Below are 24646 nucleotides of genomic sequence, written 5' to 3'. Positions count from 1 at the left end.
CAATATCAAGGTTATACTCGATATTATTGGCAAAAGGGAGAATAACATGTATGGCAACTTTTATGTATTTCTTTTCCGTGTTAAGGACAAAATGCAATTACTCGACAATTATTTTGGTAATACCTTGGATTGGTTCTTCCCGATTTGATCCGTCTCGAAAAAAGAGATGGACCGGGCCATTCTCTTTGACAGGTTTTCCGTTCTCGGCAAACAACAAGTATGCGTTTTCCAATTGGTTTATAGAAATACTGATGCTTTCTTCATTCATTAAAATCAACTTGGCTTGTTCTGCTTCCTCGTTTATTTCCGAAGTGGCGATAAAATCGTATATCGGCATCAAAAAGGTACCATTCAGGATTTGCTCTTTTTGATAACGGTTAATACTTTTATTTACCGGTGGCTTGACTCTTTGTTGATAGATTTCCTGATTCCAGCGCTCTGAAGCTTTCTTTAATTCCTTTCCTTCATCTATTTCAGAAACAACATCCTTAGATTCGAATGCCTGCTCAAACGTTACTTTTCTGTCATCGAAAATCCAGACAGTCGGATCTAAAGTCAATGGATATTTTACCTTGCCTGTTAGTTGAATGATCAATGTATTTACCGCCTTTCAAAATATTAATTTTATCTATTAATCAATATTAGCATAGCAAACATTTTAATTAATTTCACTAAGGGGGTCACAATGGAAAGAGAAATGTCGAAAGAACTGTTGGAGGATTGGTTACTTCATGTAAAAGATATCGCCGAAATAGGAAAGGTGGCCGATTATATTCCTGCACTGGCCTCACAGGACCCTAGACATTTGGCGGTCGGCATTCACAGAGTCAGCGGGCAGACTGTATATGCAGGAAAGGCAGATCATTTATTTACTTTACAAAGTGTTTCGAAAGTGATCGCGCTTGCTCTGGCATTGCTGGACAATGGAGAAGAGAGAGTTTTTTCCCATGTCGGAATGGAGCCGAGTGGCGATCCCTTTCATTCTATTGTTAAGTTGGAAACCTCCAAGCCGTCGAAACCATTGAATCCGATGATAAATGCCGGAGCTTTGGCAGTGACGGATTTAATTCAGGGTAATACACCGGATGAGAAAGTTGGTCGTATTTTAAGTTTCATACATGATTTGACGAGTGATAAAACTATCCACTTCAATCAACAAGTAGCCGAATCAGAATTCCAATCAGCATTCTTGAACAGGTCTTTATGCTATTTCATGAAGCAACATGGAGTAATAAATGGGGAGGTGGAAGACGTTTTAGATGCGTACACTAAGCAGTGCTCGATAGAGATGAATATTAAGCAGTTAGCCAGACTTGGCGCAGTATTCGCTAATGATGGTTACGACCTTGAAACCTTAAGACCGATCATTCCCAGAAATTTGGCGAGAATATGTAAATCATTTATGGTGACTTGCGGGATGTACGATGCTTCAGGAGAGTTTGCCATCAAGATAGGGATACCTGCAAAAAGTGGTGTTTCCGGAGCTATCATGTGCAGTGTCAAACATTATGGCGGTATTGCCGTATTTGGTCCAGCATTGGATGAAAAGGGTAATAGCGTGGCTGGGCTGAAGTTGCTGGAGTATATAACGAAACAGGGAGATCTATCTATATACTAGGCAGGCTATCCAAGTGCTCTTGTTAGTTCAAAGGCGACTTCAAGAGTGGTGGGCCAAGTGATTTGTTTTACCAAGTTTTCTTTAATATTTGCTTTCTTACCTTGCAATTTCAAGCTATACAGGCTAATATTAATAGAAGAAAGTCTGTTTATCGGAGGGGATTTAGTGATACCTGAAGTGGCTGTTAGTAACCGTGATAAAGCCTATGCCCTTCTTGAGGCTGATGCAAATAAAATTCTAAAGTTAATTAAAGTACAGATGGATAACTTGACTATGCCGCAGTGCCCTTTGTATGAAGAGGTATTAGATACACAAATGTTCGGCTTGTCCCGGGAAATTGATTTTGCGGTTAGGCTAAATTTAGTCAAAGAGGAAGATGGCAAAGCACTTCTTGAGAACTTGGAAAGACAGTTGAATGTCTTACATGAAGCTGCTCAAAGTTCCTAAGGTGATTTTGGGCAATACTCTATAAAGATAGAAACAAAAATCCTTGCCAGCATTTCCGGCGAGGTTTTTTTGAAAAAAAGATCATTACACTAACTGAATAGAAAATTTACGGAGTGTTGGTAGCAGAAAGCAGGGAGCAGCCTTCTTACCGTATTAGTAGAATATGAATAAGGAGTAATTTCATTGAAACATAAATGGAAAGATTTTGATTTTACGCTTTTTATATCTCCGTTACTCCTGACTTGTTTTGGAATTGTGATGGTATATAGTGCGAGTATGGTTGTGGCCGTAGTTACATATGATGTGCCTAGTAATTACTTCCTTATAAAGCAATTGCAGTGGTTCGCTCTAGGTTTATTCCTGTATGTTTTTTTCAGTATGTTTGCCTACCGCCACTATGCCAGGCTTGTAAAGCTAATAGTTATCGGGATGGTCGGTTTACTGCTTGTTGTAAAGTTATTTGGTGTGGCAACAAACAATGCTCAATCCTGGCTGCAGATCGGATCGCTAAGAATTCAACCTGCCGAATTTGTGAAAATAGGCTTGATTCTGTATCTTGCATCTGTTTATTCGAAAAAGCAAAAATATATTGATGATTTTAACAAGGCTGTATTGCCCCCGTTGATTCTTACCGGGATAATTGTTGGCTTGATTGTATTACAGCCTGACATAGGTACTGCCGCGGTAGTATTTTTGATTGCCTGTTCAGTAATATTCAGTTCTGGTATCCGGTTTAAGCATTTAGCCATACTGGCGGCAACCGGAATAGGCCTGGTTGGATTGGCTGCTACTCAGATGGTGACAACTGAAAGAATATCAAGGTTCACTGGTGCATATAAGCCATTTGAAGACCCCGATTTAGCAGGTTACCATTTAATCCAATCATATCTTGCCATAGGTACAGGCGGTATAACCGGTGAAGGGTTGGGACAAGGTGTTCAGAAGCTTGGTTATTTGCCTGAGCCTCATACCGATTTCATAATGGCTGTCATAGCGGAAGAACTGGGCTTTATTGGTGTGATTATTGTGATCGGACTGTTGGCCACAATTGTGCTGAGAGGCTTTTATATTGCTCGCATTTGTGACGATAGTTTTGGCTCTTTGGTTGCCATCGGAATTTCTTCTATGATTGGCATCCAGTCTTTTATCAATCTTGGAGCTATGAGCGGTTTACTACCTATAACCGGTGTGACTCTTCCTTTTGTAAGTTATGGCGGGTCGTCCTTGTTGCAGCTAATGATTTCGGTAGGTATATTGAACAATATCGCCCGCCATGTCAGAGCAAAAGAGCATCGTATTTCCAAAGAGCCAGATCAAATGGACTCAACGGAAAATCAGTCAAAATTTAATATGGCAAAAGGCGGCAGGACACGCTTGAATTGATTGCTTTAAAATAAAAACTCCACATTGTCTTTCTGGACAATGCGGAGTTTTTTGTCATTTCATGAAGCTTTATTAACTTTTTCAAATTTTGCACTCCTGGAACATAGCAACAAAAAGTAACTCAATATTCCAAAGAATAGGGAGATGATCAAAGCGTGAAGCAGTGCTACAAACAGGTTGACGTAAGTGAAAATGATCATCGCGCCTGTAGCGACTTGTAAGAAAATCAGAGAAGAAGCTATTAACCAGCCCCGATACATAACCCTGTGATTACGATAGCTCTTAGTAATCCGGAATAACAAATATATAGTCCAAATGAACGCGAATGCAGCAGCGAGCCGATGTCCCATCTGTATCCATTGACCGAAGTTATGGGGAATCGAAAAAGGGTTTGTATTGTCGCAAAATGGCCAGCTCCCACAAGCCATACTGGAATTGGCATGTCTGACTAATGCTCCTGTGTAAACAACGCCGAGTATGTATGCTGCCAGTCCATAAAAGTGACGGCGTAACCCTTTGTCAATAACTAATGAATTAGCATCAAATTTCTTGTCTATTTCAAATATCAACAATGTAAGCAGCAGAACAGCTGCAAATGAAATAAGAGAAATTCCAAAATGCATGGCTAATACAAAATCAGACTGTGGCCACAGTACAGCCGCAGCTCCTATAAGACCTTGGAGGACCAGAAAAAAAACAGATATGAAGGAAAGAAACTTAACTTCTCTGATATGTCCTACATGTCTCCATGCCAGAAACGATAATAGCAAAACTACTATTCCCGCCGTACCGGAAACAAGTCTGTGACTTAATTCGATAAATAACTCTGAAGATATTTCCCCCTCGCAAACAGGCCAGTTCGCTCCACAACCCATACCAGAATCGGTTTTGGTTACAAGAGCACCGCCAAGGAGTACAAGAATCATCGTTAACGTTGCTACAATAGACAGCCTTTTTAATACTTTGATCATGACATTGCCTCGCAATCCTATACAAATGAATAGAGGCAGACATTCACCTGCCTGATGTCGTTTTCCTTAAATCCATGGTAAACATACAAAAAATATACTATCATGTTTCCGTGTCATTTTCACTAGAAATAAACAAAAAAGCCTTGCATTGTTTGTGGTTGTTTGCTAGAAATAAATAAGAGGATTGGAATATGGATTTAATTGTCTAACATGGGATAAGAGACCGTCATGTATGCGGTGGCGGCGGTTGAAGTGCTGTGGAATCAACTCAAAATCATTAATGGATTTCCCGTCACAAAATTGTCATAACTTTCATCTGCACGTGACAGGCAATTAAGCGTATAGTTAAATAGATGTTATCTTAATTCCATGATACAATAGTAGTTGCACATGTACTTTTTCCATGACTTGTTTTAAGATTAATCGTGTTATCGAATTCAATGGATAATTTGCATGGGGAGCTGGAAGGAGGGTTGTAGGCTAAGATGAATAAAATAGAAGCAACTTCTTCCCAAGTAATAGGGAAGACTGACAGCAAAGAAGGGTCTACTCTCTGGGCGGATATGATGGCTCTCATCAAAGTCGGAATCATCAATTCCAATTTATTGACAGCCTTTGCCGGTTTTTGGCTGGCTTTGTATTATGCAGGTGAAAGCCTTTCAACGCACTGGGGCACCTTGCTGTTAACTTTAGTCGGTACTGCTCTTGTAATTGCCGGAGGTTGTATACTAAACAATTATTATGATCGGGATATCGATCCGGTAATGAAAAGGACGAAAAAACGTGCTACAGTAACCGGCACGATACCATTGAAAGTAATTTTGCTAATGGGAATAGTTTCTTCCGCAGCAGGTGTGGCACTCTTATCTTTCACATCTGTACAAGCAGCCGTGATAGGAACGATCGGCTGGTTTACCTATGTGGTTTTATACACCATGTGGTCAAAACGAAAATATACCATCAACACGGCAATAGGAAGTGTTTCTGGTGCCGTACCGCCATTGATCGGCTGGGCTGCCGTCGATCCTGATTTGCATTTTGCTGCATATGTTCTGTTTTTAATTATGTTCATGTGGCAAACTCCGCATTTCTTGGCGCTTGCTGTGAAGAAACGTGACGAATATAAAGCAGCGGGAGTTCCGATGCTTCCGGTAGTTCACGGATTTGCAATCACCAGAAGGCAGATGGTAATATATGTAACGTGTTTGTTGCCGCTTCCTTTCTATATGTCTGCTTTAGGAAACGTGTTCCTGATAATTGCCACATTATTGAATGTTGGCTGGCTTGTAATGAGTATTTACGGATTTATTATGAAAAATCACATGAAGTGGGCAAACTTGATGTTTGTGTACTCATTAAATTATTTGATGATCATATTTTTGACAATGATAATTGTCACTTTACCAGGTGTTATTAATTAAATTAGGATATAATCAGTTATCCAGGGAAATGCTGAGAAAAGGAACATGGAATTTGCGTTCCCTGGATAACCATGTTTTATTCTAATTATTTAAATAAAAAGAGGATTATAGAGAAAGAGAGGTATTATGAATGAAAGGTTGGATGGGAAAATTCCGGGCATTCTTCTTGATTGGCACCTTGATGCTGGTCCTTTCAGGGTGTGGGAAAGAAAACTTAAGTGCCTTAATGCCTAAAGGCTATGGTTCCAAAGCTATCCTGGATCTAATCAATATTTCTTTGGCGGTAATGATTTTTGTATTTATAGTCGTAATGATTATATATACTGTCGTACTGATCCGTTTCAGGAAAAAGAAAGGTCAAGAGGACTACATACCACAGCAAACAGAGGGCAATAAAGCACTGGAAGTGATTTGGACGGTTATTCCGATCATATTACTCGTTATTATTGCAATTCCTACTATTACACTAACTTTTGACCTTGCTGACGAAAGCGCTGCTGGAGACTCCATAAATGTCAATGTGACAGGTAACCAGTTCTGGTGGCATTTTAACTATGAAGGTGAAGAAATCCAGACCAGTCAGGATCTTTATATTCCAACTGGTGAAAAGGTATATTTAAACATGATGACCAGCGATGTACTGCATTCATTCTGGGTGCCTGCTTTAGCTGGTAAAATGGATTTGCATCCAGAAAACGAAAATACCATGTTCATACAAGCAGATGAAGAAGGAGTATATGAAGGGAAATGTGCTGAATTCTGTGGCACTTCTCATTCATTGATGGACTTCAAAGTTATCGCGGTAAGTCCTGAAGAATACGACCAGTGGGTACAGGATATGCAGAATGTAGACCCTGAAGCACAGCCGGAATCCGCTGATGCCCAAGAAGGTCAAGCATTATTCGAGGAAAACAGTTGTATCGGATGTCATGCGATCGGCTCGTCTCCTGCAGCAGTAGGCCCGAACCTTACTAACTTTGGTGACAGAACTACGCTTGCCGGGATCGAAGACCATACAAAAGAAAACATCGTAAAGTGGATTATGAACCCGGAAAAAATGAAACCGGGCAACAAAATGGCTGATGCAGATTATGAAGTATCAGAAGAAGAAGCAGGCAAGATAGCCGATTACTTACTACAATTACAACCATCAGAAATTACTCCGCAATCAGCGGGTAGCGAAGAGTAATAAATAAAGGGATGGATGAGGTTAAGGGAGGTTTATAAGCGTGAGTAGCACAATTGCGCAAAAACAAAGCTTTGGCGCCTTCATATGGGATTACCTGACAACCGTTGATCACAAAAAAATCGCACATTTGTATTTAGTGTCCGGTGGATTGTTTTTCCTTATTGGAGGACTTGAAGCATTATTGATACGGATTCAGTTAATTAAACCTGGCAACGACTTTGTTAGTGCAGGTTTTTACAATGAATTGTTAACGATGCACGGTACGACAATGATCTTCTTGGCAGCGATGCCATTGATCTTTGCCATCATGAATGCAGTAGTTCCGTTACAAATTGGGGCTAGGGACGTTGCATTTCCGTTTTTGAATTCTTTAGGATTTTGGTTGTTTTTCTTTGGCGGCCTTCTGCTTAATTGCAGTTGGTTTCTGGGAGGGGCGCCTGATGCGGGGTGGACAGCATATGCCCCATTATCAGCAGTATCTCCAGGACATGGAGTCGATTATTATGTATTAGGGCTTCAGATATCCGGTGCGGGTACGTTAATAGGTGGTATTAACTTCCTTGTAACGATCATAAATATGAGGGCTCCAGGTATGACATATATGCGTATGCCTTTGTTCACTTGGACGGCCTTGGTGACAAGCGTACTAATTCTATTTGCTTTTCCGGCGCTTACAGTCGGCCTGTTTTTATTAATGTTCGACAGATTGTTCGGTTCCGGATTTTTCAATGCCTCAATGGGAGGTAACTCTGTTATTTGGGAACATCTGTTTTGGATTTTTGGTCACCCTGAAGTTTATATCCTTATTTTGCCGGCTTTCGGTGTCTTTAGTGATGTTTTATCTGCTTTTTCAAAAAAACGTCTATTTGGATACACGGCGATGGTTTTTGCGACTACTTTAATTGGTTTTCTTGGTTTCATGGTTTGGGCCCATCATATGTTTGCAACAGGCCTTGGACCTGCCGCTAACTCCATTTTCGCAATCGCGACAATGGCAATTGCAGTACCGACGGGAATCAAAATTTTCAACTGGTTGTTCACTTTATGGGGAGGAACAATCACAATCAATTCCGCCATGTTGTGGGCACTGGGTTTTATCCCTTCCTTTACCATCGGAGGGACGACAGGAGTAATGCTCGCAGCAGCAGCTGCTGACTATCAATATCATGATACTTACTTTGTTGTAGCCCATTTCCACTATGTCATTGTTGGCGGAGTCGTATCAGGTCTTTTCTGTGCCATGCATTATTGGTGGCCTAAGATGTTCGGTAAAATCCTTAACGAAACATTGGGACAGATTACATTCTGGACATTTTTCATCGGTTTCCATCTTACGTTCTTTATCCAGCATTTCCTTGGTTTGATGGGTATGCCTCGTCGTTACTGGACATATATGCCGAATTCAAACTTGGACACTGGAAACTTGATAAGTACTATTGGGGCATTCTTAATGGCAATTGGCGCAATCGTATTTATCATTAATGTTATTTACACATCACTCAAAGCTGAAAAAGTTGGAGGGGACCCATGGGATGGCAGAACACTTGAATGGGCGATTCCATCACCGCCTCCACACTACAACTTTAAACAGACTCCTCTTGTAAGGGGACTTGATCCATTATGGATCGAAAAAATGGAAGGTAGGAAAGGTATAACTCCAGCAGAGCCGCTGGATGACATTCATATGCCGAATCCTTCTATCCTGCCATTCGTAATGTCGGTCGGGTTATTTATTGCCGGCTTCGGCTTTATTTATCAAGTTGACAATCTTGCATGGCTATGGGTAGTCATCCTTGGGATGGGTATTACACTGGGCGCGATGTTTACCCGTTCAGTCAAGGATGATCTGGGACATCATATACACAAAGAAGATCTTGAAAAGGGGGCTGATCATTAATGAGCAGTGATCAAACATTGAATCCGGAGACTATGCCGGAGCAGCCCGAAAGAGCCACCCTTGAAGGTAAAAACAAGTTCTTAGGTTTTTGGTTTTTCCTTGGAGGGGAAACAGTATTATTTGCAAGCCTGTTCGGCACCTATTTGGCATTGAACAATTCGACCAACAATGGACCTGGTGCTGAAGAACTCTTTGGGCTTGAACTTGTATTCATCATGACCATGTTATTGCTGACAAGTTCTTTGACTAGTGTTTATGCTATGTACCATATGAAAAACAATGATTTTGGTAAAATGCAAATATGGCTTGGAATTACAGTGTTATTGGGATTAGGATTCCTTGGATGTGAACTATATGAATTCTACCACTATATTCATGGCGAAGGATTTACACTGAGATCTTCCGCTTTCGGATCTGCTTTCTATACATTGGTTGGTTTCCATGGTGGTCACGTAACTTTCGGACTCTTGTGGATTATCGTATTGATGGTAAGGAATGCAAAACGTGGATTGAACTTGTATAATGCACCTAAGTTCTACATTGCAAGTCTTTACTGGCACTTTATCGATGTTGTTTGGGTTTTCATCTTCACAGTTGTGTACCTCATGGGGGTGATTTAAGCCATGGCAGATAAAGTTAACACTACACAAGCAGAATATCGTAAAAAGAAAAACAAAGAAGAAATGAAGCAGCAAGTAATTACATTCGCTTTGATGATAGCCTTCACCGTCATAGCTTTTGGTATGGTGTATGGAGGACTTGACAGTCTATTTGTTATGCCTGTTCTGATCATCCTGGCGGTAGTACAAGTAGGTTTTCAGCTTTACTATTTCATGCATATGAGTCATAAAGGGCATGAGATGCCGGCTTTGATGCTGTTTAGTGGAGCAGGTGTTGCTTTTTTGACAGTCTTGACACTATCTGTATTAATTTGGTGGTAATTACATTACGAGAGGCCGGGATTTTTCCTGGTCTCTTTCTTTCGTATTAAGTGTACATGCACTTGTTTTTAAATTGTCACAATAGAATAGAGATTTTTGGCCGATATGCGTTATAATTAAAAGAGCAATTAATTATGGAGTGAAATAAAATGTGGCTTGAATTACAAATTTTTGGTTTCAGAGCCTTGTGGAGCCCTTACTATTTATTGTTTGTCGTTGGTTTGGGTGTATTATACTATTTAATAACAGTTGTTTGGAAAGATAAATTAGGTAATGGGGAAAGACCGAGTGCAAGTCAGTTTGCTTTCTTTTATTCTGGATTGGCCCTTCTTTATATAGTCAAGGGGTCGCCGGTAGATTTGATTTCCCATATAATGTTTACTTCCCATATGGTGCAAATGGCTGTTTATTACCTTGTTTTTCCGATCTTTATTATTAAAGGTATCCCTGAATGGATTTGGAGAAAAGTCCTTTCCATTCCGGTTATCAAGCAAATGTTTGCTGTTTTGACAAAACCATTGGTGGCCCTGTTATTGTTCAATGGCTTATTTTCTATGTACCATTATCCAGTCATATTTGACTTTGCAAAAGCAAACACTTTGTCACATGCGGTGATTACGACAGTTATATTGGTTACAGCGTTTTTAGTGTGGTGGCCGATCTTTACCCCGATAAAGGAAATGGATACTTTGTCACCGTTGTTAAAAATCGGTTTTATTTTCGCCAATGGTGTATTAATTACTCCTGCATGTGGATTGATTATTTTTGCCGGTCATTCTCTATATTCGACTTACAGCGATCCGTCGGGATGGGTACAGGCAATGTCGCTTTGTGTACCTGCCAATGTTCTGGACGGACTAACTTTGACGGGGCCACAGATGTTTTCTCCGATACCGGTAATAGATGATCAGCAGCTCGGCGGTATTTTAATGAAAGTAACACAGGAAATTGTATATGGAATCGTTCTGGCTCGGATATTTTTTGCATGGTTCAAACAGGATGCCGACAAAATCGATCCGCTGCCAGCATCTTCTACGACTTCAAGTGAAGTTTGAATAAATTTAACCAGTGTCAATTGAAAGGATTTAGTAATATGCCATTACTTCCAACATTTAGTACTTTTTTTATCGTTTTATCAGCAATCTTAGTAGCTATAGGCTGGGTGTTCATTGCCCGGAACAGATTCAAAGCTCATAAAGTTACCATGATTATGGCTGCTGTGAGTGCTTTATTATTTTTCATCATTTATGCTTCCAGAACAATCTTCATCGGAAATACAAGTTTTGGAGGACCACAAGATATAAAGATTTATTATACGATTTTTTTGATTTTCCATATAATCCTAGCAACAACCGGGGCAGTATTTGGTATAGTCACTTTGACTCTTGCATTTAAACGAAAAATAAGAAAACATCGGAAAATCGGCCCTGTAACCAGTATAATTTGGTTTTTTACTGCTATTACCGGCGTGGCTGTTTATTTGCTTTTATACATTATCTATGATGGCGGAGAAACAACTAGTATGATAAAGGCCATATTGGGATTTTAAGAAAAAGCTGGTCATAATACATTAAGCAAATGCTCATACTAAAATTAAAAGGAGCTGTCCTAAAAATAGGACAGCTCCTTACGTTTAAGGTAATTGTTTACAAGGAATATAGTGTATAAAAGTACTGAAACGAAAGGAACGGTTACAATGGATATAGAAAGTTCTCGATTAATCATAGAACCTGTTACCCTGGACGATGGGCAGATGTTGATCAGGAACCCTATGGAGTACTATTATAGTCACCAAATTCCATATGAGTTGGATTGGCCGCATGATTCACTAAAAGTTTTATTGCCTTTATACTTAGAAGATCTGGAAAATGACGACAAAGCCCTCGGCTATGGGCCGTGGATAATCAAAGATAAATATAAAGGTAACATTATTGGAGAAATTGGCTTTAACGGTTTTGATGACCATGAAAACACATTGGAATTAGGTTATCAGATAATTGAAAAGTATCAAGGTGCAGGGTATGCAACTGAAGCTGTCGAAGCCATATGTCAATGGGCGTTTTATCAGGGTGTCAAAAAAATAACAGCCTGCTGCGATAAAGAAAACAAGGCATCACAAAAAGTGTTGAAGCATAACGGATTTAAAAAGGTAGGAAATGAGAAAGGTATATTGATTTACGAGAAATTAAGAAAAGTGTACGAAAAAAATTACCAGTCCACGAATAGTTGAATGGACAAAACGAAAGACAAGGCACTTCCTCTATAAGACAGAGTGCCTTGTCTTTCTTTGTTTGTTATACCTTGAAGTTCCATTTAATGATTCCGGCTTCTTTTGCAGAGTTAAATGCAATGACGAGCAATGGTCCAAGGATAAAGCCGACGATGCCGATCAACTGCAAACCTAAATACATTGCTATGAGGGTCGCCAACGGAGAAAGACCTATGTGTCGTCCCATTACTTTTGGTTCAACCGTTCTTCTGATGGCGAGCAAGATGATAGCCAATATGGCCAGCTTGGTCCCCATTATTGGATCGCCTGCCAAATACATATAGAGTGACCACGGTCCCAGAATGACAATGGACCCAATAATGGGAATGAAGTCGACTATCCAGATGACAATGGACATAATGATGGCAACCTCTGGTGATATATACAACAGGCCTAATAGAGAAACAATAAAAATGATTATACTGACCAGAAACTGGGCTTTCAGAAATCCGAGTATTACATAAGATAACCGAGCATTCATAAATTTAACTTTTTCCGCAGTGTTAGGGGTCAAATGATCATAAGATTTTGACTTGAGACGCGGAAGTTCTAACATAAACAGGAATAGAGCTATTAAATAAACGAGCAGGCTCACCAGATATTCAGGTATCTTCGCAGCTGCTGAAGCTATTTTATCCAGCTCCAAATATTGCTTCACCTTCTCATTAAATATTTGCAAGTTGCTGATAATGCCGTCTTTTACTTCGGTTACAAATTCTGCAGGTAAGTCTTCTGTAAATCTGTCTAAGTCTGATTCCCACTCGATAAATTTCGTATTGAGTTGGTTCACATACACTGGAGCATTTTCTGCGAAATTCACGACATGTGTAACAGCGCGCGTGACAAAATACGTGCCGATCAAACTAATCAATAGCAAAAAGATCAAAAATACGATTGTAACGGAAATTTTTCGGTTTATTTTGAATCGCAGTTGAAGCCATCTGATCGCGGGGTTCAGGCATAATGCTGTCAGCAATGCCAAAATCAACGGGATGGAGACTGGCAATATAAAATAACCTGCAATTGCTAAGATGATTATTGATATGATTATGATTAATTGACGTTTGCTTATGTAACGGAACAATTTGCTTATGTATCTCCTTTCTAAGGAACGCATAATGATAAAAAAAGATAGTGTGCATATGGAACACATCTGAAAGTTTACTGTTGAGCAATTATCATGCAACATTATTCAAAATATAGCACGAAGTTTACATTTTGAATAGGTAGCATTATAAATTAAGTTAGTTATAATGCTTTAACTAAATAGTAACATGTTACGCTAAATTATTGTTGTGAAGGAATCGGGGGAAACAAAAATTTAAAAAAGCTGCTGATCCAGAGTAATCAGCAGCTTTTTAATATTATTTTTCAAAGCTGTCAAGCTCATTTTTGGCTTTGGAAAGGACCCGTTTTGTTTTGTCTACAAGGCTTTCCGGAAAGCCTTCTTGTTCACCATATTCCACTCCATGTGGATAGTAATGCTTGCCTAAAAGCGGGGTGCCAAGTTTGATGACTGCATCGCCCTTATCAACGTCTCCTTCCACCGCATAGCCTTGAATACGTATGTAATAGGTTATGTTTTTCTCAGCAGAACCAACTTTATAATCGTATGTAACACGCTCATAATCCCACTGTCCTGCACGGACGAAAGCAATCGTATCCATGATATGGTCCAGTGGCTTTAAATCAATAAATGTTCCTTCGATTCCTGTTCCTTCTATTTTCATTCCTTCCACCTCACAAAAATTGTTCTGACTAATCTTATAATAGTATGAATCCGTTCAACTTGCAATTAATATTCCGTCACGGCCGTTCCTTTATGCTCCTTGCCGGACAGCCCCGAAAATGAGTACTTAGCAGGAATCCTTCTGTTTTTACAACACAGGTTCGGATAAATTTGGTAAACTAACATTTTATAAGATAATGTTTTTTCATAATTTTTGGTACATACTACTATAATTTTATAAGCGGTGAAAAGGAGTTAAGGGCCTATGAGAGCAGTTAAGACAGTAATAGTATTATTAGTAATCTGTGCAGGAATTTATTATTTTTTGGGTTCTGGGTTTTCAAAAGAAGAGAAGGCTGCCTGGAAAGAAGAAAGATTACATACAAAAGAGACAGAAATGAAAGAGAAAGAGACTCCAGAGAAACTGACATCGGCGGATGTTGATGTTGAGGAGAGTATGTTTAACTGGGTTGGCAGAGAGGCCCGTGAACTAGAAGAAAAGCTAGGGGATCCGGAAAGAATCGACCAAAGCTCGTATGGTTATGAATGGTGGGTATTTACCGACTATGAGAATGAATATTTCCAGTTCGGTGTAATGGATGGGGAGATTGTTACCTTGTTTGCGACCGGCAATGAGGTGGAGTATGAGCCATTGGAGATCGGGCAGGATTATGAGCAAGTCCAAGCAGAATTTGATTTCGGCCAAGAAGTAACGTTATCTAAAGGAGTAACCTCCTATCGTTTCCGCCTGACCGAAGAGCAACTGAAATCCGAGCCGCTTGTAAAAGTGGATGACGACCTTTTTCTGCAATTATATTTTGATACCTTTACTAATTCTTTGTCATCTTTTAGATTAATGAATGCAGACATATTGCTAGTACAACGTCCATATGAAATCTTCTATCGAGGCAAACTGCCGGAAGCGCCCGTGCTTACTGACGGGGAATGGACAAAAGTGCAATCAGGTATGGAACAGCAAATTTTTGATATCACAAATATTTACCGCCACCGCTTCGCAAAAGGAAAATTAGATTGGGATGATCCGGTTGCAGATGTAGCATTTGGACATAGCAAAGATATGGATCAAAACAATTATTTTTCGCACTACACTCAAGACGGAAAAGGATTGAAAGAGCGGCTCGCAGCAAGTGACATTTCATACTATACTGCCGGTGAAAACATTGCCGCACAATATACTGATGGACCTGCAGCAGTTGAAGGCTGGTTGAACAGTGAGGGGCATCGAGAAGCCCTGCTGAAAGAGGAATACACGCATCTGGGGGTAGGAGTGCACAAATATTATTACACACAGAATTTTCTGCAAAAACCATAAAGCGATAGATCATCAGCCTGAGGACGCATAAGTTCTCAGGCATTTTTTTGTTGACAAGCTGTATATAGACGTTTGGCACGATTTTTTTTTGTTCATCATAAAATAAAAACAAAACTATCAACATCTTTAAGTACGAATAGTCAAAAGGTTAAAAGGGAAAAATCGAGGTGAACGCAAATGAAGGATGTGCATCCTACTGTTAAAGAATTCAAGGAATTCGTCAAACGCCATCCCCTCTTGATTAAAGAAGTTAAAGAGAACCATGGCAATTGGCAGGATTACTATGAAAAATGGGTTTTATTGGGTGAAGAGGACGATACTTGGAATCGTTATCGAACTGATGCCACATCAGACAGCCAAGCAGGGAAAACAGATAAAGAAACAAAAAAAGATAAACAACAAGAGTTGACGGGACAATTTATGAAAATGATCGAAAATGTCGATCTTAACAAAGTCCAGCATCATATCCATCAACTAAACGGTGCTATTTCCAACATCCAGACACTCGTAGGCCAGTTCCAGGAAATAAAAAGACAAGGAAATATCGGCACAAAAAAAAGCCAACCTTTTAATTGGAGTAAAGATTAGCGGAAGGGAGCATGATTGTGCAGCCGACACTGATGCAGTATCTAATGGACCGAAAAGATCTCCGGCATTTTATCAGGATGAATCCGCTATGGTATAGAATGTTGACCAGGGATCCATCATTAATAACGCAGTTGGAAAAAGAAGCAAAGGTTTTTTATGGGAAGACGGTACCACAGAAAATAGAAAGAATTAGCAGTCAGATGCAAATGGTTTCTATGTTGATCCAGATGGCAGGTGCAATGAAAGATTGATGCCTGCCCTCTTTTATTTATTGTAAAAAGTTGCTATCATAGGTATTGTGGAGGTGCAAATATGATTGCTACTTTAGAAATAGTTGATATGATAGATAAATCAGAACAGATCGGTAAAATGATACTTAATTCTGATGTAATGGAACAATATAATTTGGCAAAACAAGCGTTGGATGAAGATCCAGAAGCACAAAAATTAATTGCCGAATTCAAGGGTACCAAAGAGCAGTACGAAGATGTCCAGAGGTTCGGCCGATACCATCCTGATTACAGCCAAATTATGAAGGACATTCGTTCTATTAAAAGGGAACTCGATATGAACGACAAGGTCGCTTCTTTCAAAATTGCCGAAAGAAATTTGCAGGCTTTTCTTGATGAAGTCAGTGAACTGGTTGCCTTCAGTGTGAGCAAGCAAGTGAAGGTTCCAAAAGATGGTGCAGCCTTGCAAGATGGAGGCTGTGGCTGTGGAAGCGGCAGCAGTGGTTGTGGATGCCAGGCATCTTAAACAGATTCATGGTGTATCAGTTCCTTTCCTCCATCTTGTTGCATAAAGAATATTCTGTTAAAATAAAACAATAATGCTATAAGCGGGGAAAACATGATGAGAACAAAACGCCAAGGGTTAATCGTATGGTTTCACCATATGAAAAACGTTAAACAGATTAAGCGCTTTGGCCACTTGATTTATGTGTCAAAGGAGCTTAAATACGCTGTATTATATGTTAATCAAGAAGAATTGGAAGAAAAAGCCGCACGATTAAACGAACTGCCTTATATTACGAAGGTAGAATTCTCTCATAAGCCTTCTGTAAAAACAGAATTCGAGAATGCCAAAATGGATAAGGCAAAAGAATATGATTATAAAATGGGAATATAGGCTGTGAAAAAGCAATCAGGAGATCGTTTCCTGATTGCTTTTCGTTATATTTTCAGTAAACGGTTCATTTGAAAGATGCCCATTACATACTGAAAGTACAATTCTGTTTCATAAAAATCAGTAGATGGCTTTATCTGAAGCTCGATAATCCGCTTGTTTAACCGATCCGCTGTTTCTTTGAACAAATCAAACCGTTGATTCGGTTTGTGATTCGGATCAGGTATTCCTTCAAGACAAACATAAATGGGTTGGAATTCACCTTGTCTGGCCGGTTGCATGATTAATACCAGCGAAGTTACATGATAGCCGTTTTTTTCTGTAGGCAGTGATACAAAACTATTGACTCTTTGAGGCATTTGATTTGCCAGCTCCAAAAGTTCATAGAAATCTGAAAGGCCTTCACCCAATTGAATAAATTTTTTCATTGTATTTACTCTCCTTCCCGTATTGCTTACTTTAGCATGGAAGAGATCAAATTAAAATATAAGGAGGACAGAATAATATCTTATGTAAAGGTTCTCCCCATAAGTTCAGATGCTTTTTATATCAAAATGCGCACCAGTGATAATCTGATTTAGAGTTGTTCATATCTTGGATGAATAAGGACTTTCGTTAAGGCGGGGTCTTCCCCCTGAAAATACCCAATTTTCTGCACTGAAATGTTCGCAAGTACGGTATGACTGAAAAAACAATAGAAAACAACTTTATAAAAAAAAGCCTGCAGATAAAAATCTGCAGGCCCTTTTTGGTTACCAGCGGTAGCCAAAAAGGCAAAGGGAGAGGAGAAACCGGAGGAAGAACTTATGGGGAAACGTAAGTCTTCTCCGTGTTCTGAAGCAGCTGCTGATAAACAGCCGCTTCACTAGATTATTATGGACGAAGACAGAAATAATATACATAACGTTTCATATTTTGAAAAATATTGTCATTATTTCCTGAATAGGATGTTTTATGGTAGGATTAATTGCGAGCATAAATAGGAAGAGGGAGTGCCTGCAGTGAGAGTAATCTCGGGAAAATATAAGGGAAGACAGATCAAGCCAGTCCCGCATAAACTTACACGGCCGACTACAGATAAAGTAAAAGAAGCTTTATTTCAAATCATCGGCCCGTATTTCGAGGGAGGGGTTTGCCTGGATTTATTCGCCGGTTCAGGGGGGTTGGGAATCGAAGCGCTTAGCAGGGGAATGGACAGGGTTGTCTTTGTGGATGTCCATCCAAAAGCCATCCGAACAATTTATGAAAATATAGAGTTGTTACAACTCGAAGAATATACAGAGGTTTTTCGGGCAGATGCCTTTAGAGCGATCAAAGGGGCTGCCAAACGGGGACTCCTGTTTGATTACATCTTTTTGGATCCGCCTTACAAGAAAGTTTCATATGAAGACTTACTTGAAGCGATTCATACATACGGACTTTTGAAAAGAGATGGATATATCATATGCGAACATGATGCTAAAAGTAACCTTCCACGTGTTTTGCATGGTTTTGAACAAATACAGACAGAAATTTATGGTAGTACAACTGCTGTATCATTGTATATAGAAGAAGGGAGTACAACAAGTGAGTAAACGGTTAGCGATATGTCCGGGAAGCTTTGACCCCGTAACGTTCGGGCACCTGGATATTATTCAAAGAGGGGCAAAGGTTTTTGACGAGGTAATAGTCGCGGTTTTCAATAATCAATCCAAGTCCCCTTTATTTACTGTATCGGAACGAATAGATTTGTTGAAAAGTACTACAGCTCAACTGGAGAATGTAAGGGTGGATGCTTGCGACGGACTTTTGATGGAATATGCCCGGGATAAAGGTGCATCAGCTATATTGAGAGGGCTGAGAGCTGTGAGTGACTTCGAATATGAATTGCAGATTACCTCCATGAATAGAAAGCTTAATGAAGATATTGAAACCTTTTTCATGATGACCAATAATCAATACTCTTTTCTAAGCTCGAGCATGGTCAAGGAAGTTGCAAAATACCATGCTAATGTTTCTGATTTGGTCCCTTCTGAAGTGGAGGAAGCGTTGAAGGGTAAATTCAAGCAAATAAGTGAAGGATGAACGCCAACAGTGAAAGTCAGGGAAAGCTCTCAATCTTTTCCTGACTTGTTTTTGTTTATTTGGATCCGAAGCTTCTTCCGAACAATAGGATAACTGCGAATGTAAGTGAAATCAGGGTTATGAGAGGCCCGATATCCTTCAAAAAATAGAGGACATCAAACCATCGATCACTATTATTAGTTGAAAAAACCGGGATGTTATTAAATTCGAATGTTTGTTGATCTAAATATAAAGGTTTGAACAAGATTACTGCGAGTATGCTGGCAAACAATCCATGCAAAAGCCTTGCGAAAAAGTATGGAACAAAACTGATGTCGCTTTCCGCTATAATGCTTGCGACCTGGGCTTGAACAGAAAAACCATTAAAAGCAAGAATAAAACATACGACCGTAACAGGTGCAAGCAGATTGGTAACGTCCGTGTGGGAAATCATTTGGGCTCCCAGCGTTATCTCAAACAATCCGGAAAAGAATGGAATGGAGAGTTCACCCGGTATGCCGATCAATTGAAATCCTATGGAGATGAAGGTGGCAAAGAAACCGGAAATTCCAATTAAAAAAATCAGTTTTGTAAATACGGAAAACATAATGATGAACCCGCCGATCATAAGCAAAGTCTGGATGGAGTTAATGACTGCATCACCGAAAATCTTCCCGAATGGTCGGGAATCTTCCAATCTTGTACGATGTAAAGCCTGAAGAGCACCATAAAGCGAGATTTTGCTTTTTTCCCTTTCCTTATTGTCGTCGTTTTTCATTCCGTAGAACCTCATGCATATACCGACAAGAGTGTTGCCCAGATAGTGGCAGGTTGCCAGAAGGATTCCCAGTTTGGCATCATGGAAAAACCCGACTGAAACAGCACCGAATATAAAAAGAGGGTTTGATGCATTGGTAAAAGAAACCAAGCGTTCAGCTTCTGTTTTAGTCAATTGATTCTCCAACCGCAGTCTTGTCGTCAATTTCGCTCCGGACGGGTACCCGCTCGCCATTCCCATCGCCCAGACAAAACTTCCCACTCCCGGCACATTGAATAATGGTCTCATGATAGGTTCGAAAAGAATTCCGATAAACCGGACGACCCCAAATCCAATCAAAAGTTCTGCAGTGATAAAAAATGGCAGTAGGGATGGAAAGACAATTTCCCACCACATATTGAGTCCTCTTATACTGGCCTCCAGAGCCTCATCAGGGTACAAAATAAGGGATGCAGCAAGAAATAGTGCAATGAAGGCAAGAACAATTGATTTTATTTTTGATTTCAAATTCATGTCCTCCCAGCTGATATGCTCTCACATTTCTGTACTTCTGTATTGGTAAATAGTAGAATATGGATAGCCCGAATAGTACAAGCAATTCTTTAACAATATACGCTCATAGATCCATCATTTATGCCATAATATGTTTAAAAACATTTCGTCCGGGGGGAGAATGCTTGTGGGTGAGCCGACGATCGGATTGGCGCTTGGATCGGGAGGAGCGAGAGGCTTTGCACATGTCGGGGTGATCAAAGTCTTGTCGGAATCAGGTATAAAATTCGACCTGATAGCTGGCAGCAGTATGGGTGCTTTAGTAGGATCATTGCATGCTGCAGGGCAGGATATCGATAGTCTTTATCGACTTGCTTCCACTTTTAAAAGGAAATATTTTTTGGATTTTACCCTTCCTAAAATGGGTCTTTTACAAGGAGAAAGAATAAAAGAATATATCAAGTTACTAACATTCAATAAAAAACTAGAGGAGTTTGACCTTCCTATAGGAGTCGTCGCTACGAATTTGTATGATGGGAATAAAAAGGTATTTTATGAAGGCAGTGCTGCATCGGCGGTAAGGGCAAGTATATCCATCCCCGGTATCTTCATTCCGGAACGGATTGAAGATCAGCTGTATATTGACGGAGGAGTGATTGACAGGGTGCCGGTTTCAGTCGCCAAAACAATGGGGGCTGACATCGTCATAGGCGTTGATTGTGCTCATTACACACCGAATACAGGAATTTATTCCATTTATGATGTTATCATTCAAAGTATTGACATCATGCAGGATGAACTGGTAAAGACTATAGGAACCCGAGCCGACATTATGCTCAAGCCGGAAGTTTCCACCTACAGTTCACGAGCTTTTAAAGATACCATGGATATCATAAGAGAAGGGGAAAAAGAGGCAAAAAGAAAACTGTCCGAGATAGAACAATGCATCGAGAAGTGGAAGGAGAAGAATAAATGAGATTCAACAAGCGTGGAATGTTTTCGGCAATTATCATTTTAATTATTGCTGTCTTTCTAGTTAGCTATCGGCTGCCATATTACATTTATAAACCGGGCGGTGCGGATGCGCTTAATCCGATTGTAGAGGTTGCGGATGGCTATAAAAGTGAGGGAGATATGCATTTGGTGACAATCAGAGGGGGACAGGCTACACCGCTTCAGTATTTGCTGGCATCGATAAGACCCTATCAGGAAATTCAGCCAATTGACGAAGTCTTCCCAGAAGGAATTTCTCAAGATGAATATTTTGATGCACAGCTCCAGATGATGGAAAATTCCCAAGAAGCATCCACAGTAGTTGCTTACCAGGCGGCTGGTGAGGAAATTGAAATCGAATATAAGGGAATTTACGTTGTCACTGTAATAAGGGAAATGCCTGCTGATGGTAAACTGAAGGCAGGGGACAGAATTTTGCGGATAGATGGGGAAGAAATGGAAACATCTGATCAGATGATCGATTACATCTCAACCAAAGAAGCTGGTGACAAGATTGAAGTCACTGTGAATAGAGATGGCGAACAAATTACAGAAAGTATTGAACTTGAACTGTTTCCTGGTCAGGATGAACGGATTGGCATCGGGATTCAATTAGTAACAGACCGGGAAGTAGAAGTAGAGCCAGCCTTGTCGTTCGCAAGTGGAAATATCGGCGGCCCAAGTGCTGGATTAATGTTCAGTTTGGAAATCTATGATCAGCTGACAGAAGAAGATATGACAAAAGGATACCAAATCGCCGGTACAGGAGAAATAAACTATGAAGGGGAAGTCGGCAGGATAGGCGGCATAGACAAGAAAGTAATTGCAGCAGATCAAGAGGGATGCGATGTCTTTTTTGCTCCGAATGAAAATGGAGCAGAAAATTCCAATTACTCAGTCGCTAAAGAGACTGCCGAAGAAATAGGTACAGATATGAAAATTGTTCCTGTTGACACTTTCCAGGAGGCCGTAGATTATCTAAACGAAATGCAGTCCATTGGATAAAAAAACTGTCAGGGCTATATACCTTGAAAAAGGGCGGCCCGGACAGTTTTTTTGTATATTTATGTCGCCATGTATGGCGGCATAATTTCTTTTTTACGCAGCTCTTTTCTTATACGGGGAGGGAGGATACTATAATAACCATCAGTAGCCCGTTCCTCCAAGGCAAGTACAGGGTTGTTCTCTCTAGGAAGTTTTGAATACAGCGGGGAGTTGAGCTTTTTTTTCATCAAGTTAAGGTAACTTCTACCTGCAGGTGACATAGCCAGAATCCTTATGTAAGGTGCCGCATCATTTTCTAACATTCTACTTACCGAATCTGCTTCGTTATGTAGCAAAATATTTACAAAGACACGCTGCAGTCTTGTCCATGTGTACCTTTTGGTCTTTAAAAGCTGCATCCAGGATTCAAAAGAATCTGCCTCTTTGGCTGTCTTTTTCAGTCGGTATTCCAGTCCTTCTCTTATCCCGAATACATTTTTCAGTTGATCGACCGGCATAGTTAACACCCTGTATTGTAGAATGGAAAAGTAAGCTTCCCAGTTATGCCATGTTTTTGCTTTTTGTAAGTATCGCTCTAATGCTCTTTTCGAAGGACCAGGAAGTGTAGAATTAACCGGTTCCGTCAGCTTTCTGTGCTTATGCAGCTCTTTCCTGATACTTGTGGCGCTTGCGATTTGATGTTGTATTTCTGTATCATGGTAATCATTGTGGATTCTTTTTATCGTCATCGGTCTGATGGATAATTTCAATTGATGTATGGCCTTTATATAACTAAATCCCAAAATATTGTTGGGTTTTGTTAAATCGATCTCCTTGTTGGAAAGACCAATGGTTTCATAAGCAGATCGGCTCGCTTCAGGAAAAGACAAGCCATCAGACAACCCGTGTTTTAATATATCAGTGTATTTATCACTCTGTTCCTCAAGCGTTTTCCGCGCATGCAAAAAAGGTTCGGTCTTGCCTTGTTCACTTCCGAAGCAAATAGAGTCAACACCTAGTTCCCCTAAAATCATCAAAGCACCTTTAGCGAAGTAATCGCTATTCTGGACAGCATACAAGGTGGGGAGTTCTACTACTAAATCTACGCCAGAGTCGATGGCTGCTTTGGCACGCTCAAATTTATCGATTATTGCAGGTTCTCCCCTCTGCAGGAAATTACCGCTCATTACAGCAACCATGCAATCAGCACCTGATAATTGCCTTGACTGTTCTAAATGATATTTATGACCGAAGTGGAAAGGATTGTATTCTACAATAAGTCCGCAAGCATCCATTTTGTCAACTCCTGTGTTAAGATGTGTTCATTTTACCATGGTGTATGCTCCAACAGCAAAAGTCACTGGAAAAGGAATATACAGGCTGTATTCTCAATGCGTGGATATACAGGGATAATTGTGTTAAGATGAATGAACGAAAAAAGTTATAAGGTTTTGGATTATGGATAAAGTATTTAATAGTCTGTAAAGAAAAAATGTTGACAAATCGTCAATTTCCTTTTAAAATTACTCTTGTTGCCTTGAGGTGATTTATATGAAAATTTCTCTCCAAAAACTTAAAATAGCAGGATCAGAACCTGTCTATTTTGAAGAAACGGAAGATATCTCTGAAATTGCAGAAATGAAAAATGATATCCGTAAAATTGACCCCGTTCATGTCAAAGGCCACGCTACTATGCAGGGAAATGAAGTTACCTGTCATTTCTCGATTGATGGTGAAATGATCTTACCGTGCGCACGAACGTTAGTCGATGTCCCGTACCCGTTTCATGTGGATGCTATTGAAGTGTTTTCCACGTCTCCTTATTATCAAGAGGAAGATGAATCGGAAATTCATCCTGTCGATGGAGAAATGCTTGACTTAACGCCTTATATCAAGGAAAATGTTTTATTGGAAGTACCGTTCAGAGTTTTTTCTGAAGATAAGGCTGTTCAAGAAAATGCTTTGACAGAAGGGGAAGGCTGGGAACTACAAACCGAAGCAAAGAAAGAAAAGAAAATTGATCCCCGCCTGGAAAAACTGCAATCATTATTAAATGATCAGGAAAATAAAGAAAATCGATAGGATTACCTATGGATCCTTATTATAAGTAAGGTCAGATTTTCGTAAGGATTGAAGGAGGTGTAAGACATGGCAGTACCAAAAAGAAGAACTTCAAAGAAAGTTAAAAATCAACGTCGTACCCACAAAAAGTTGCATTTACCTGGCATGATTGAATGCTCAAATTGTGGAGAATACACAAAACCTCACCGTGTTTGCAAATCTTGCGGACATTACGATGGAAAACAAGTGGTAGAACAATAAACCGCTGATTCAATAAAACACCTTTCAAACAAACCTGTTGTCTGTTTGAAAGGTGTTTTTAATTTTTTTACATGTAATTAAAAATAGAGTGAGATATTTAGTCTATCATACCTATCTTTTGCA

At 39.8% G+C, this 24646-nt stretch carries 29 protein-coding genes; 22 read left to right on the top strand and 7 right to left on the bottom strand.

The annotated features are described in order from the left end of the window. Nucleotides 1-97 precede the first annotated feature (97 nt). Nucleotides 98-595, bottom strand: a complete 498-nt coding sequence (locus CZ434_RS05245) for a hypothetical protein (protein WP_077622148.1) — start codon at nucleotides 593-595, stop codon at nucleotides 98-100. 90 nt (nucleotides 596-685) lie between these two features. Here CZ434_RS05245 and glsA point away from each other — a divergent pair, with 90 nt between their 5' ends. From glsA to ftsW, 3 genes are all read left to right on the top strand, one after another. Then, nucleotides 686-1618, top strand: a complete 933-nt coding sequence (gene glsA / locus CZ434_RS05240) for a glutaminase A (RefSeq protein WP_077622147.1) — start codon at nucleotides 686-688, stop codon at nucleotides 1616-1618. A gap of 165 nt (nucleotides 1619-1783) precedes the next feature. After that, a complete protein-coding gene (locus tag CZ434_RS05235; protein WP_077622146.1) occupies nucleotides 1784-2065 on the top strand; it encodes an Fpa/YlaN family protein in 282 nt (93 codons plus the stop codon). Between the two features lie 183 nt (nucleotides 2066-2248). Then, on the top strand, nucleotides 2249-3448 hold the full coding sequence (gene ftsW, locus CZ434_RS05230; RefSeq protein ID WP_077622145.1) for a putative lipid II flippase FtsW: 1200 nt from the start codon (nucleotides 2249-2251) through the stop codon (nucleotides 3446-3448). 59 nt (nucleotides 3449-3507) lie between these two features. Here ftsW and CZ434_RS05225 read toward each other — a convergent pair whose 3' ends face one another. Beyond that, nucleotides 3508-4419, bottom strand: coding sequence for a COX15/CtaA family protein (locus CZ434_RS05225; protein WP_077622144.1), 912 nt, complete (start codon nucleotides 4417-4419; stop codon nucleotides 3508-3510). A gap of 485 nt (nucleotides 4420-4904) precedes the next feature. Here CZ434_RS05225 and cyoE point away from each other — a divergent pair, with 485 nt between their 5' ends. The 8 genes from cyoE (at nucleotide 4905) to CZ434_RS05185 (ending at nucleotide 12097) form a co-directional block, all read left to right on the top strand. Then, complete coding sequence (gene cyoE / locus CZ434_RS05220) at nucleotides 4905-5840, top strand: heme o synthase (protein WP_077622143.1); 936 nt, start codon at nucleotides 4905-4907, stop codon at nucleotides 5838-5840. 130 nt (nucleotides 5841-5970) lie between these two features. Next, nucleotides 5971-7029: a cytochrome c oxidase subunit II gene (coxB, locus tag CZ434_RS05215; RefSeq protein WP_077622142.1), complete on the top strand. Its 1059-nt coding sequence runs from the start codon at nucleotides 5971-5973 to the stop codon at nucleotides 7027-7029. 40 nt (nucleotides 7030-7069) lie between these two features. Further along, entirely contained in the window at nucleotides 7070-8926 is a 1857-nt protein-coding gene (ctaD, locus tag CZ434_RS05210) for a cytochrome c oxidase subunit I (protein ID WP_077622141.1), read from the top strand. Beyond that, nucleotides 8926-9546, top strand: a complete 621-nt coding sequence (locus CZ434_RS05205; RefSeq protein WP_077622140.1) for a cytochrome (ubi)quinol oxidase subunit III — start codon at nucleotides 8926-8928, stop codon at nucleotides 9544-9546. Before ctaD ends, CZ434_RS05205 begins: the two co-directional genes overlap by 1 nt. Nucleotides 9547-9549: 3 nt before the next feature. Continuing rightward, the gene (gene ctaF, locus CZ434_RS05200; RefSeq protein WP_077622139.1) at nucleotides 9550-9867 is read left to right on the top strand and encodes a cytochrome c oxidase subunit IVB; all 318 of its coding nucleotides are present in this window, start codon (nucleotides 9550-9552) and stop codon (nucleotides 9865-9867) included. A gap of 149 nt (nucleotides 9868-10016) precedes the next feature. Continuing rightward, nucleotides 10017-10922, top strand: coding sequence for a cytochrome c oxidase assembly factor CtaG (ctaG, locus tag CZ434_RS05195; protein WP_077622138.1), 906 nt, complete (start codon nucleotides 10017-10019; stop codon nucleotides 10920-10922). A gap of 38 nt (nucleotides 10923-10960) precedes the next feature. After that, complete coding sequence (locus CZ434_RS05190; RefSeq protein ID WP_077622137.1) at nucleotides 10961-11416, top strand: DUF420 domain-containing protein; 456 nt, start codon at nucleotides 10961-10963, stop codon at nucleotides 11414-11416. 147 nt (nucleotides 11417-11563) lie between these two features. Beyond that, nucleotides 11564-12097: a GNAT family N-acetyltransferase gene (locus CZ434_RS05185; protein ID WP_077622136.1), complete on the top strand. Its 534-nt coding sequence runs from the start codon at nucleotides 11564-11566 to the stop codon at nucleotides 12095-12097. A 64-nt stretch (nucleotides 12098-12161) separates the two neighbouring features. On the opposite strand, the gene ytvI is transcribed toward CZ434_RS05185, so the two are convergent. Together ytvI and CZ434_RS05175 are read right to left on the bottom strand one after the other, a co-directional pair. Next, nucleotides 12162-13220, bottom strand: coding sequence for a sporulation integral membrane protein YtvI (gene ytvI, locus CZ434_RS05180; protein WP_179107180.1), 1059 nt, complete (start codon nucleotides 13218-13220; stop codon nucleotides 12162-12164). Nucleotides 13221-13500: 280 nt separating this feature from the next. Beyond that, on the bottom strand, nucleotides 13501-13866 hold the full coding sequence (locus CZ434_RS05175) for a YugN family protein (RefSeq protein ID WP_077622135.1): 366 nt from the start codon (nucleotides 13864-13866) through the stop codon (nucleotides 13501-13503). Between the two features lie 264 nt (nucleotides 13867-14130). Between CZ434_RS05175 and CZ434_RS05170 the strand changes: the two genes are divergently transcribed. The 5 genes from CZ434_RS05170 (at nucleotide 14131) to CZ434_RS05150 (ending at nucleotide 16914) form a co-directional block, all read left to right on the top strand. Next, nucleotides 14131-15198 (top strand): CAP domain-containing protein, encoded by a 1068-nt coding sequence (locus tag CZ434_RS05170; protein ID WP_077622134.1) that lies wholly within the window; start codon nucleotides 14131-14133, stop codon nucleotides 15196-15198. A 177-nt stretch (nucleotides 15199-15375) separates the two neighbouring features. Further along, nucleotides 15376-15786 carry a YlbD family protein gene (ylbD, locus tag CZ434_RS05165; RefSeq protein WP_077622133.1) on the top strand — a complete coding sequence of 137 codons (411 nt, stop codon included), beginning with the start codon at nucleotides 15376-15378 and terminating at the stop codon, nucleotides 15784-15786. Between the two features lie 17 nt (nucleotides 15787-15803). Next, a complete protein-coding gene (locus tag CZ434_RS05160) occupies nucleotides 15804-16037 on the top strand; it encodes a YlbE-like family protein (RefSeq protein WP_077622132.1) in 234 nt (77 codons plus the stop codon). Nucleotides 16038-16098: 61 nt separating this feature from the next. Continuing rightward, entirely contained in the window at nucleotides 16099-16542 is a 444-nt protein-coding gene (locus tag CZ434_RS05155) for a YlbF/YmcA family competence regulator (protein WP_077622131.1), read from the top strand. Between the two features lie 96 nt (nucleotides 16543-16638). After that, nucleotides 16639-16914, top strand: coding sequence for a YlbG family protein (locus CZ434_RS05150; protein WP_077622130.1), 276 nt, complete (start codon nucleotides 16639-16641; stop codon nucleotides 16912-16914). A 44-nt stretch (nucleotides 16915-16958) separates the two neighbouring features. Here the strand turns inward: CZ434_RS05150 and CZ434_RS05145 are convergent, their stop codons facing one another. Then, nucleotides 16959-17339 carry a DUF7147 family protein gene (locus CZ434_RS05145; RefSeq protein ID WP_077622129.1) on the bottom strand — a complete coding sequence of 127 codons (381 nt, stop codon included), beginning with the start codon at nucleotides 17337-17339 and terminating at the stop codon, nucleotides 16959-16961. Between the two features lie 573 nt (nucleotides 17340-17912). Here CZ434_RS05145 and rsmD point away from each other — a divergent pair. Together rsmD and coaD are read left to right on the top strand one after the other, a co-directional pair. Next, nucleotides 17913-18485, top strand: a complete 573-nt coding sequence (gene rsmD, locus CZ434_RS05140; protein WP_077625074.1) for a 16S rRNA (guanine(966)-N(2))-methyltransferase RsmD — start codon at nucleotides 17913-17915, stop codon at nucleotides 18483-18485. After that, nucleotides 18478-18975, top strand: a complete 498-nt coding sequence (gene coaD, locus CZ434_RS05135) for a pantetheine-phosphate adenylyltransferase (protein WP_077622128.1) — start codon at nucleotides 18478-18480, stop codon at nucleotides 18973-18975. The genes rsmD and coaD overlap by 8 nt, the downstream gene beginning before the upstream one ends. A 55-nt stretch (nucleotides 18976-19030) precedes the next feature. Here the strand turns inward: coaD and ylbJ are convergent, their stop codons facing one another. Beyond that, on the bottom strand, nucleotides 19031-20239 hold the full coding sequence (ylbJ, locus tag CZ434_RS05130) for a sporulation integral membrane protein YlbJ (protein WP_425442014.1): 1209 nt from the start codon (nucleotides 20237-20239) through the stop codon (nucleotides 19031-19033). Nucleotides 20240-20405: 166 nt separating this feature from the next. Between ylbJ and CZ434_RS05125 the strand changes: the two genes are divergently transcribed. Together CZ434_RS05125 and CZ434_RS05120 are read left to right on the top strand one after the other, a co-directional pair. Further along, the gene (locus CZ434_RS05125; protein ID WP_077622126.1) at nucleotides 20406-21200 is read left to right on the top strand and encodes a patatin-like phospholipase family protein; all 795 of its coding nucleotides are present in this window, start codon (nucleotides 20406-20408) and stop codon (nucleotides 21198-21200) included. Beyond that, the gene (locus tag CZ434_RS05120; protein WP_077622125.1) at nucleotides 21197-22222 is read left to right on the top strand and encodes a SepM family pheromone-processing serine protease; all 1026 of its coding nucleotides are present in this window, start codon (nucleotides 21197-21199) and stop codon (nucleotides 22220-22222) included. The genes CZ434_RS05125 and CZ434_RS05120 overlap by 4 nt, the downstream gene beginning before the upstream one ends. A 59-nt stretch (nucleotides 22223-22281) precedes the next feature. On the opposite strand, the gene CZ434_RS05115 is transcribed toward CZ434_RS05120, so the two are convergent. Then, the gene (locus tag CZ434_RS05115) at nucleotides 22282-23496 is read right to left on the bottom strand and encodes a nucleotidyltransferase (protein ID WP_077622124.1); all 1215 of its coding nucleotides are present in this window, start codon (nucleotides 23494-23496) and stop codon (nucleotides 22282-22284) included. A 256-nt stretch (nucleotides 23497-23752) separates the two neighbouring features. On the opposite strand from CZ434_RS05115, the gene CZ434_RS05110 reads away from it, so the two are divergent. After that, on the top strand, nucleotides 23753-24283 hold the full coding sequence (locus CZ434_RS05110) for a YceD family protein (protein WP_077622123.1): 531 nt from the start codon (nucleotides 23753-23755) through the stop codon (nucleotides 24281-24283). 66 nt (nucleotides 24284-24349) lie between these two features. Further along, nucleotides 24350-24523, top strand: a complete 174-nt coding sequence (rpmF, locus tag CZ434_RS05105) for a 50S ribosomal protein L32 (protein ID WP_077622122.1) — start codon at nucleotides 24350-24352, stop codon at nucleotides 24521-24523. Nucleotides 24524-24646 lie beyond the last annotated feature (123 nt).

The sequence above is a fragment of the Sediminibacillus massiliensis genome (assembly GCF_900156915.1).
Classification (GTDB): domain Bacteria; phylum Bacillota; class Bacilli; order Bacillales; family Amphibacillaceae; genus Sediminibacillus_A; species Sediminibacillus_A massiliensis.
The sequence above is the reverse complement of the archived record's forward strand: the minus strand, read 5'-3'. Positions and strand labels throughout refer to the sequence as shown.

What these genes read in the sequence shown, in the direction of transcription:
- glsA (WP_077622147.1), top strand. Translation starts at nt 686, where the DNA reads ATGGAAAGAGAAATGTCGAAAGAACTGTTGGAGGATTGGTTACTTCAT.
- CZ434_RS05225 (WP_077622144.1), bottom strand. Translation starts at nt 4,419, where the DNA reads ATGATCAAAGTATTAAAAAGGCTGTCTATTGTAGCAACGTTAACGATG.
- cyoE (WP_077622143.1), top strand. Translation starts at nt 4,905, where the DNA reads ATGAATAAAATAGAAGCAACTTCTTCCCAAGTAATAGGGAAGACTGAC.
- coxB (WP_077622142.1), top strand. Translation starts at nt 5,971, where the DNA reads ATGAAAGGTTGGATGGGAAAATTCCGGGCATTCTTCTTGATTGGCACC.
- CZ434_RS05205 (WP_077622140.1), top strand. Translation starts at nt 8,926, where the DNA reads ATGAGCAGTGATCAAACATTGAATCCGGAGACTATGCCGGAGCAGCCC.
- ctaF (WP_077622139.1), top strand. Translation starts at nt 9,550, where the DNA reads ATGGCAGATAAAGTTAACACTACACAAGCAGAATATCGTAAAAAGAAA.
- ctaG (WP_077622138.1), top strand. Translation starts at nt 10,017, where the DNA reads ATGTGGCTTGAATTACAAATTTTTGGTTTCAGAGCCTTGTGGAGCCCT.
- CZ434_RS05190 (WP_077622137.1), top strand. Translation starts at nt 10,961, where the DNA reads ATGCCATTACTTCCAACATTTAGTACTTTTTTTATCGTTTTATCAGCA.
- CZ434_RS05185 (WP_077622136.1), top strand. Translation starts at nt 11,564, where the DNA reads ATGGATATAGAAAGTTCTCGATTAATCATAGAACCTGTTACCCTGGAC.
- CZ434_RS05175 (WP_077622135.1), bottom strand. Translation starts at nt 13,866, where the DNA reads ATGAAAATAGAAGGAACAGGAATCGAAGGAACATTTATTGATTTAAAG.
- CZ434_RS05170 (WP_077622134.1), top strand. Translation starts at nt 14,131, where the DNA reads ATGAGAGCAGTTAAGACAGTAATAGTATTATTAGTAATCTGTGCAGGA.
- ylbD (WP_077622133.1), top strand. Translation starts at nt 15,376, where the DNA reads ATGAAGGATGTGCATCCTACTGTTAAAGAATTCAAGGAATTCGTCAAA.
- CZ434_RS05155 (WP_077622131.1), top strand. Translation starts at nt 16,099, where the DNA reads ATGATTGCTACTTTAGAAATAGTTGATATGATAGATAAATCAGAACAG.
- CZ434_RS05150 (WP_077622130.1), top strand. Translation starts at nt 16,639, where the DNA reads ATGAGAACAAAACGCCAAGGGTTAATCGTATGGTTTCACCATATGAAA.
- CZ434_RS05145 (WP_077622129.1), bottom strand. Translation starts at nt 17,339, where the DNA reads ATGAAAAAATTTATTCAATTGGGTGAAGGCCTTTCAGATTTCTATGAA.
- CZ434_RS05125 (WP_077622126.1), top strand. Translation starts at nt 20,406, where the DNA reads ATGCTTGTGGGTGAGCCGACGATCGGATTGGCGCTTGGATCGGGAGGA.
- CZ434_RS05120 (WP_077622125.1), top strand. Translation starts at nt 21,197, where the DNA reads ATGAGATTCAACAAGCGTGGAATGTTTTCGGCAATTATCATTTTAATT.
- CZ434_RS05115 (WP_077622124.1), bottom strand. Translation starts at nt 23,496, where the DNA reads ATGGATGCTTGCGGACTTATTGTAGAATACAATCCTTTCCACTTCGGT.
- CZ434_RS05110 (WP_077622123.1), top strand. Translation starts at nt 23,753, where the DNA reads ATGAAAATTTCTCTCCAAAAACTTAAAATAGCAGGATCAGAACCTGTC.
- rpmF (WP_077622122.1), top strand. Translation starts at nt 24,350, where the DNA reads ATGGCAGTACCAAAAAGAAGAACTTCAAAGAAAGTTAAAAATCAACGT.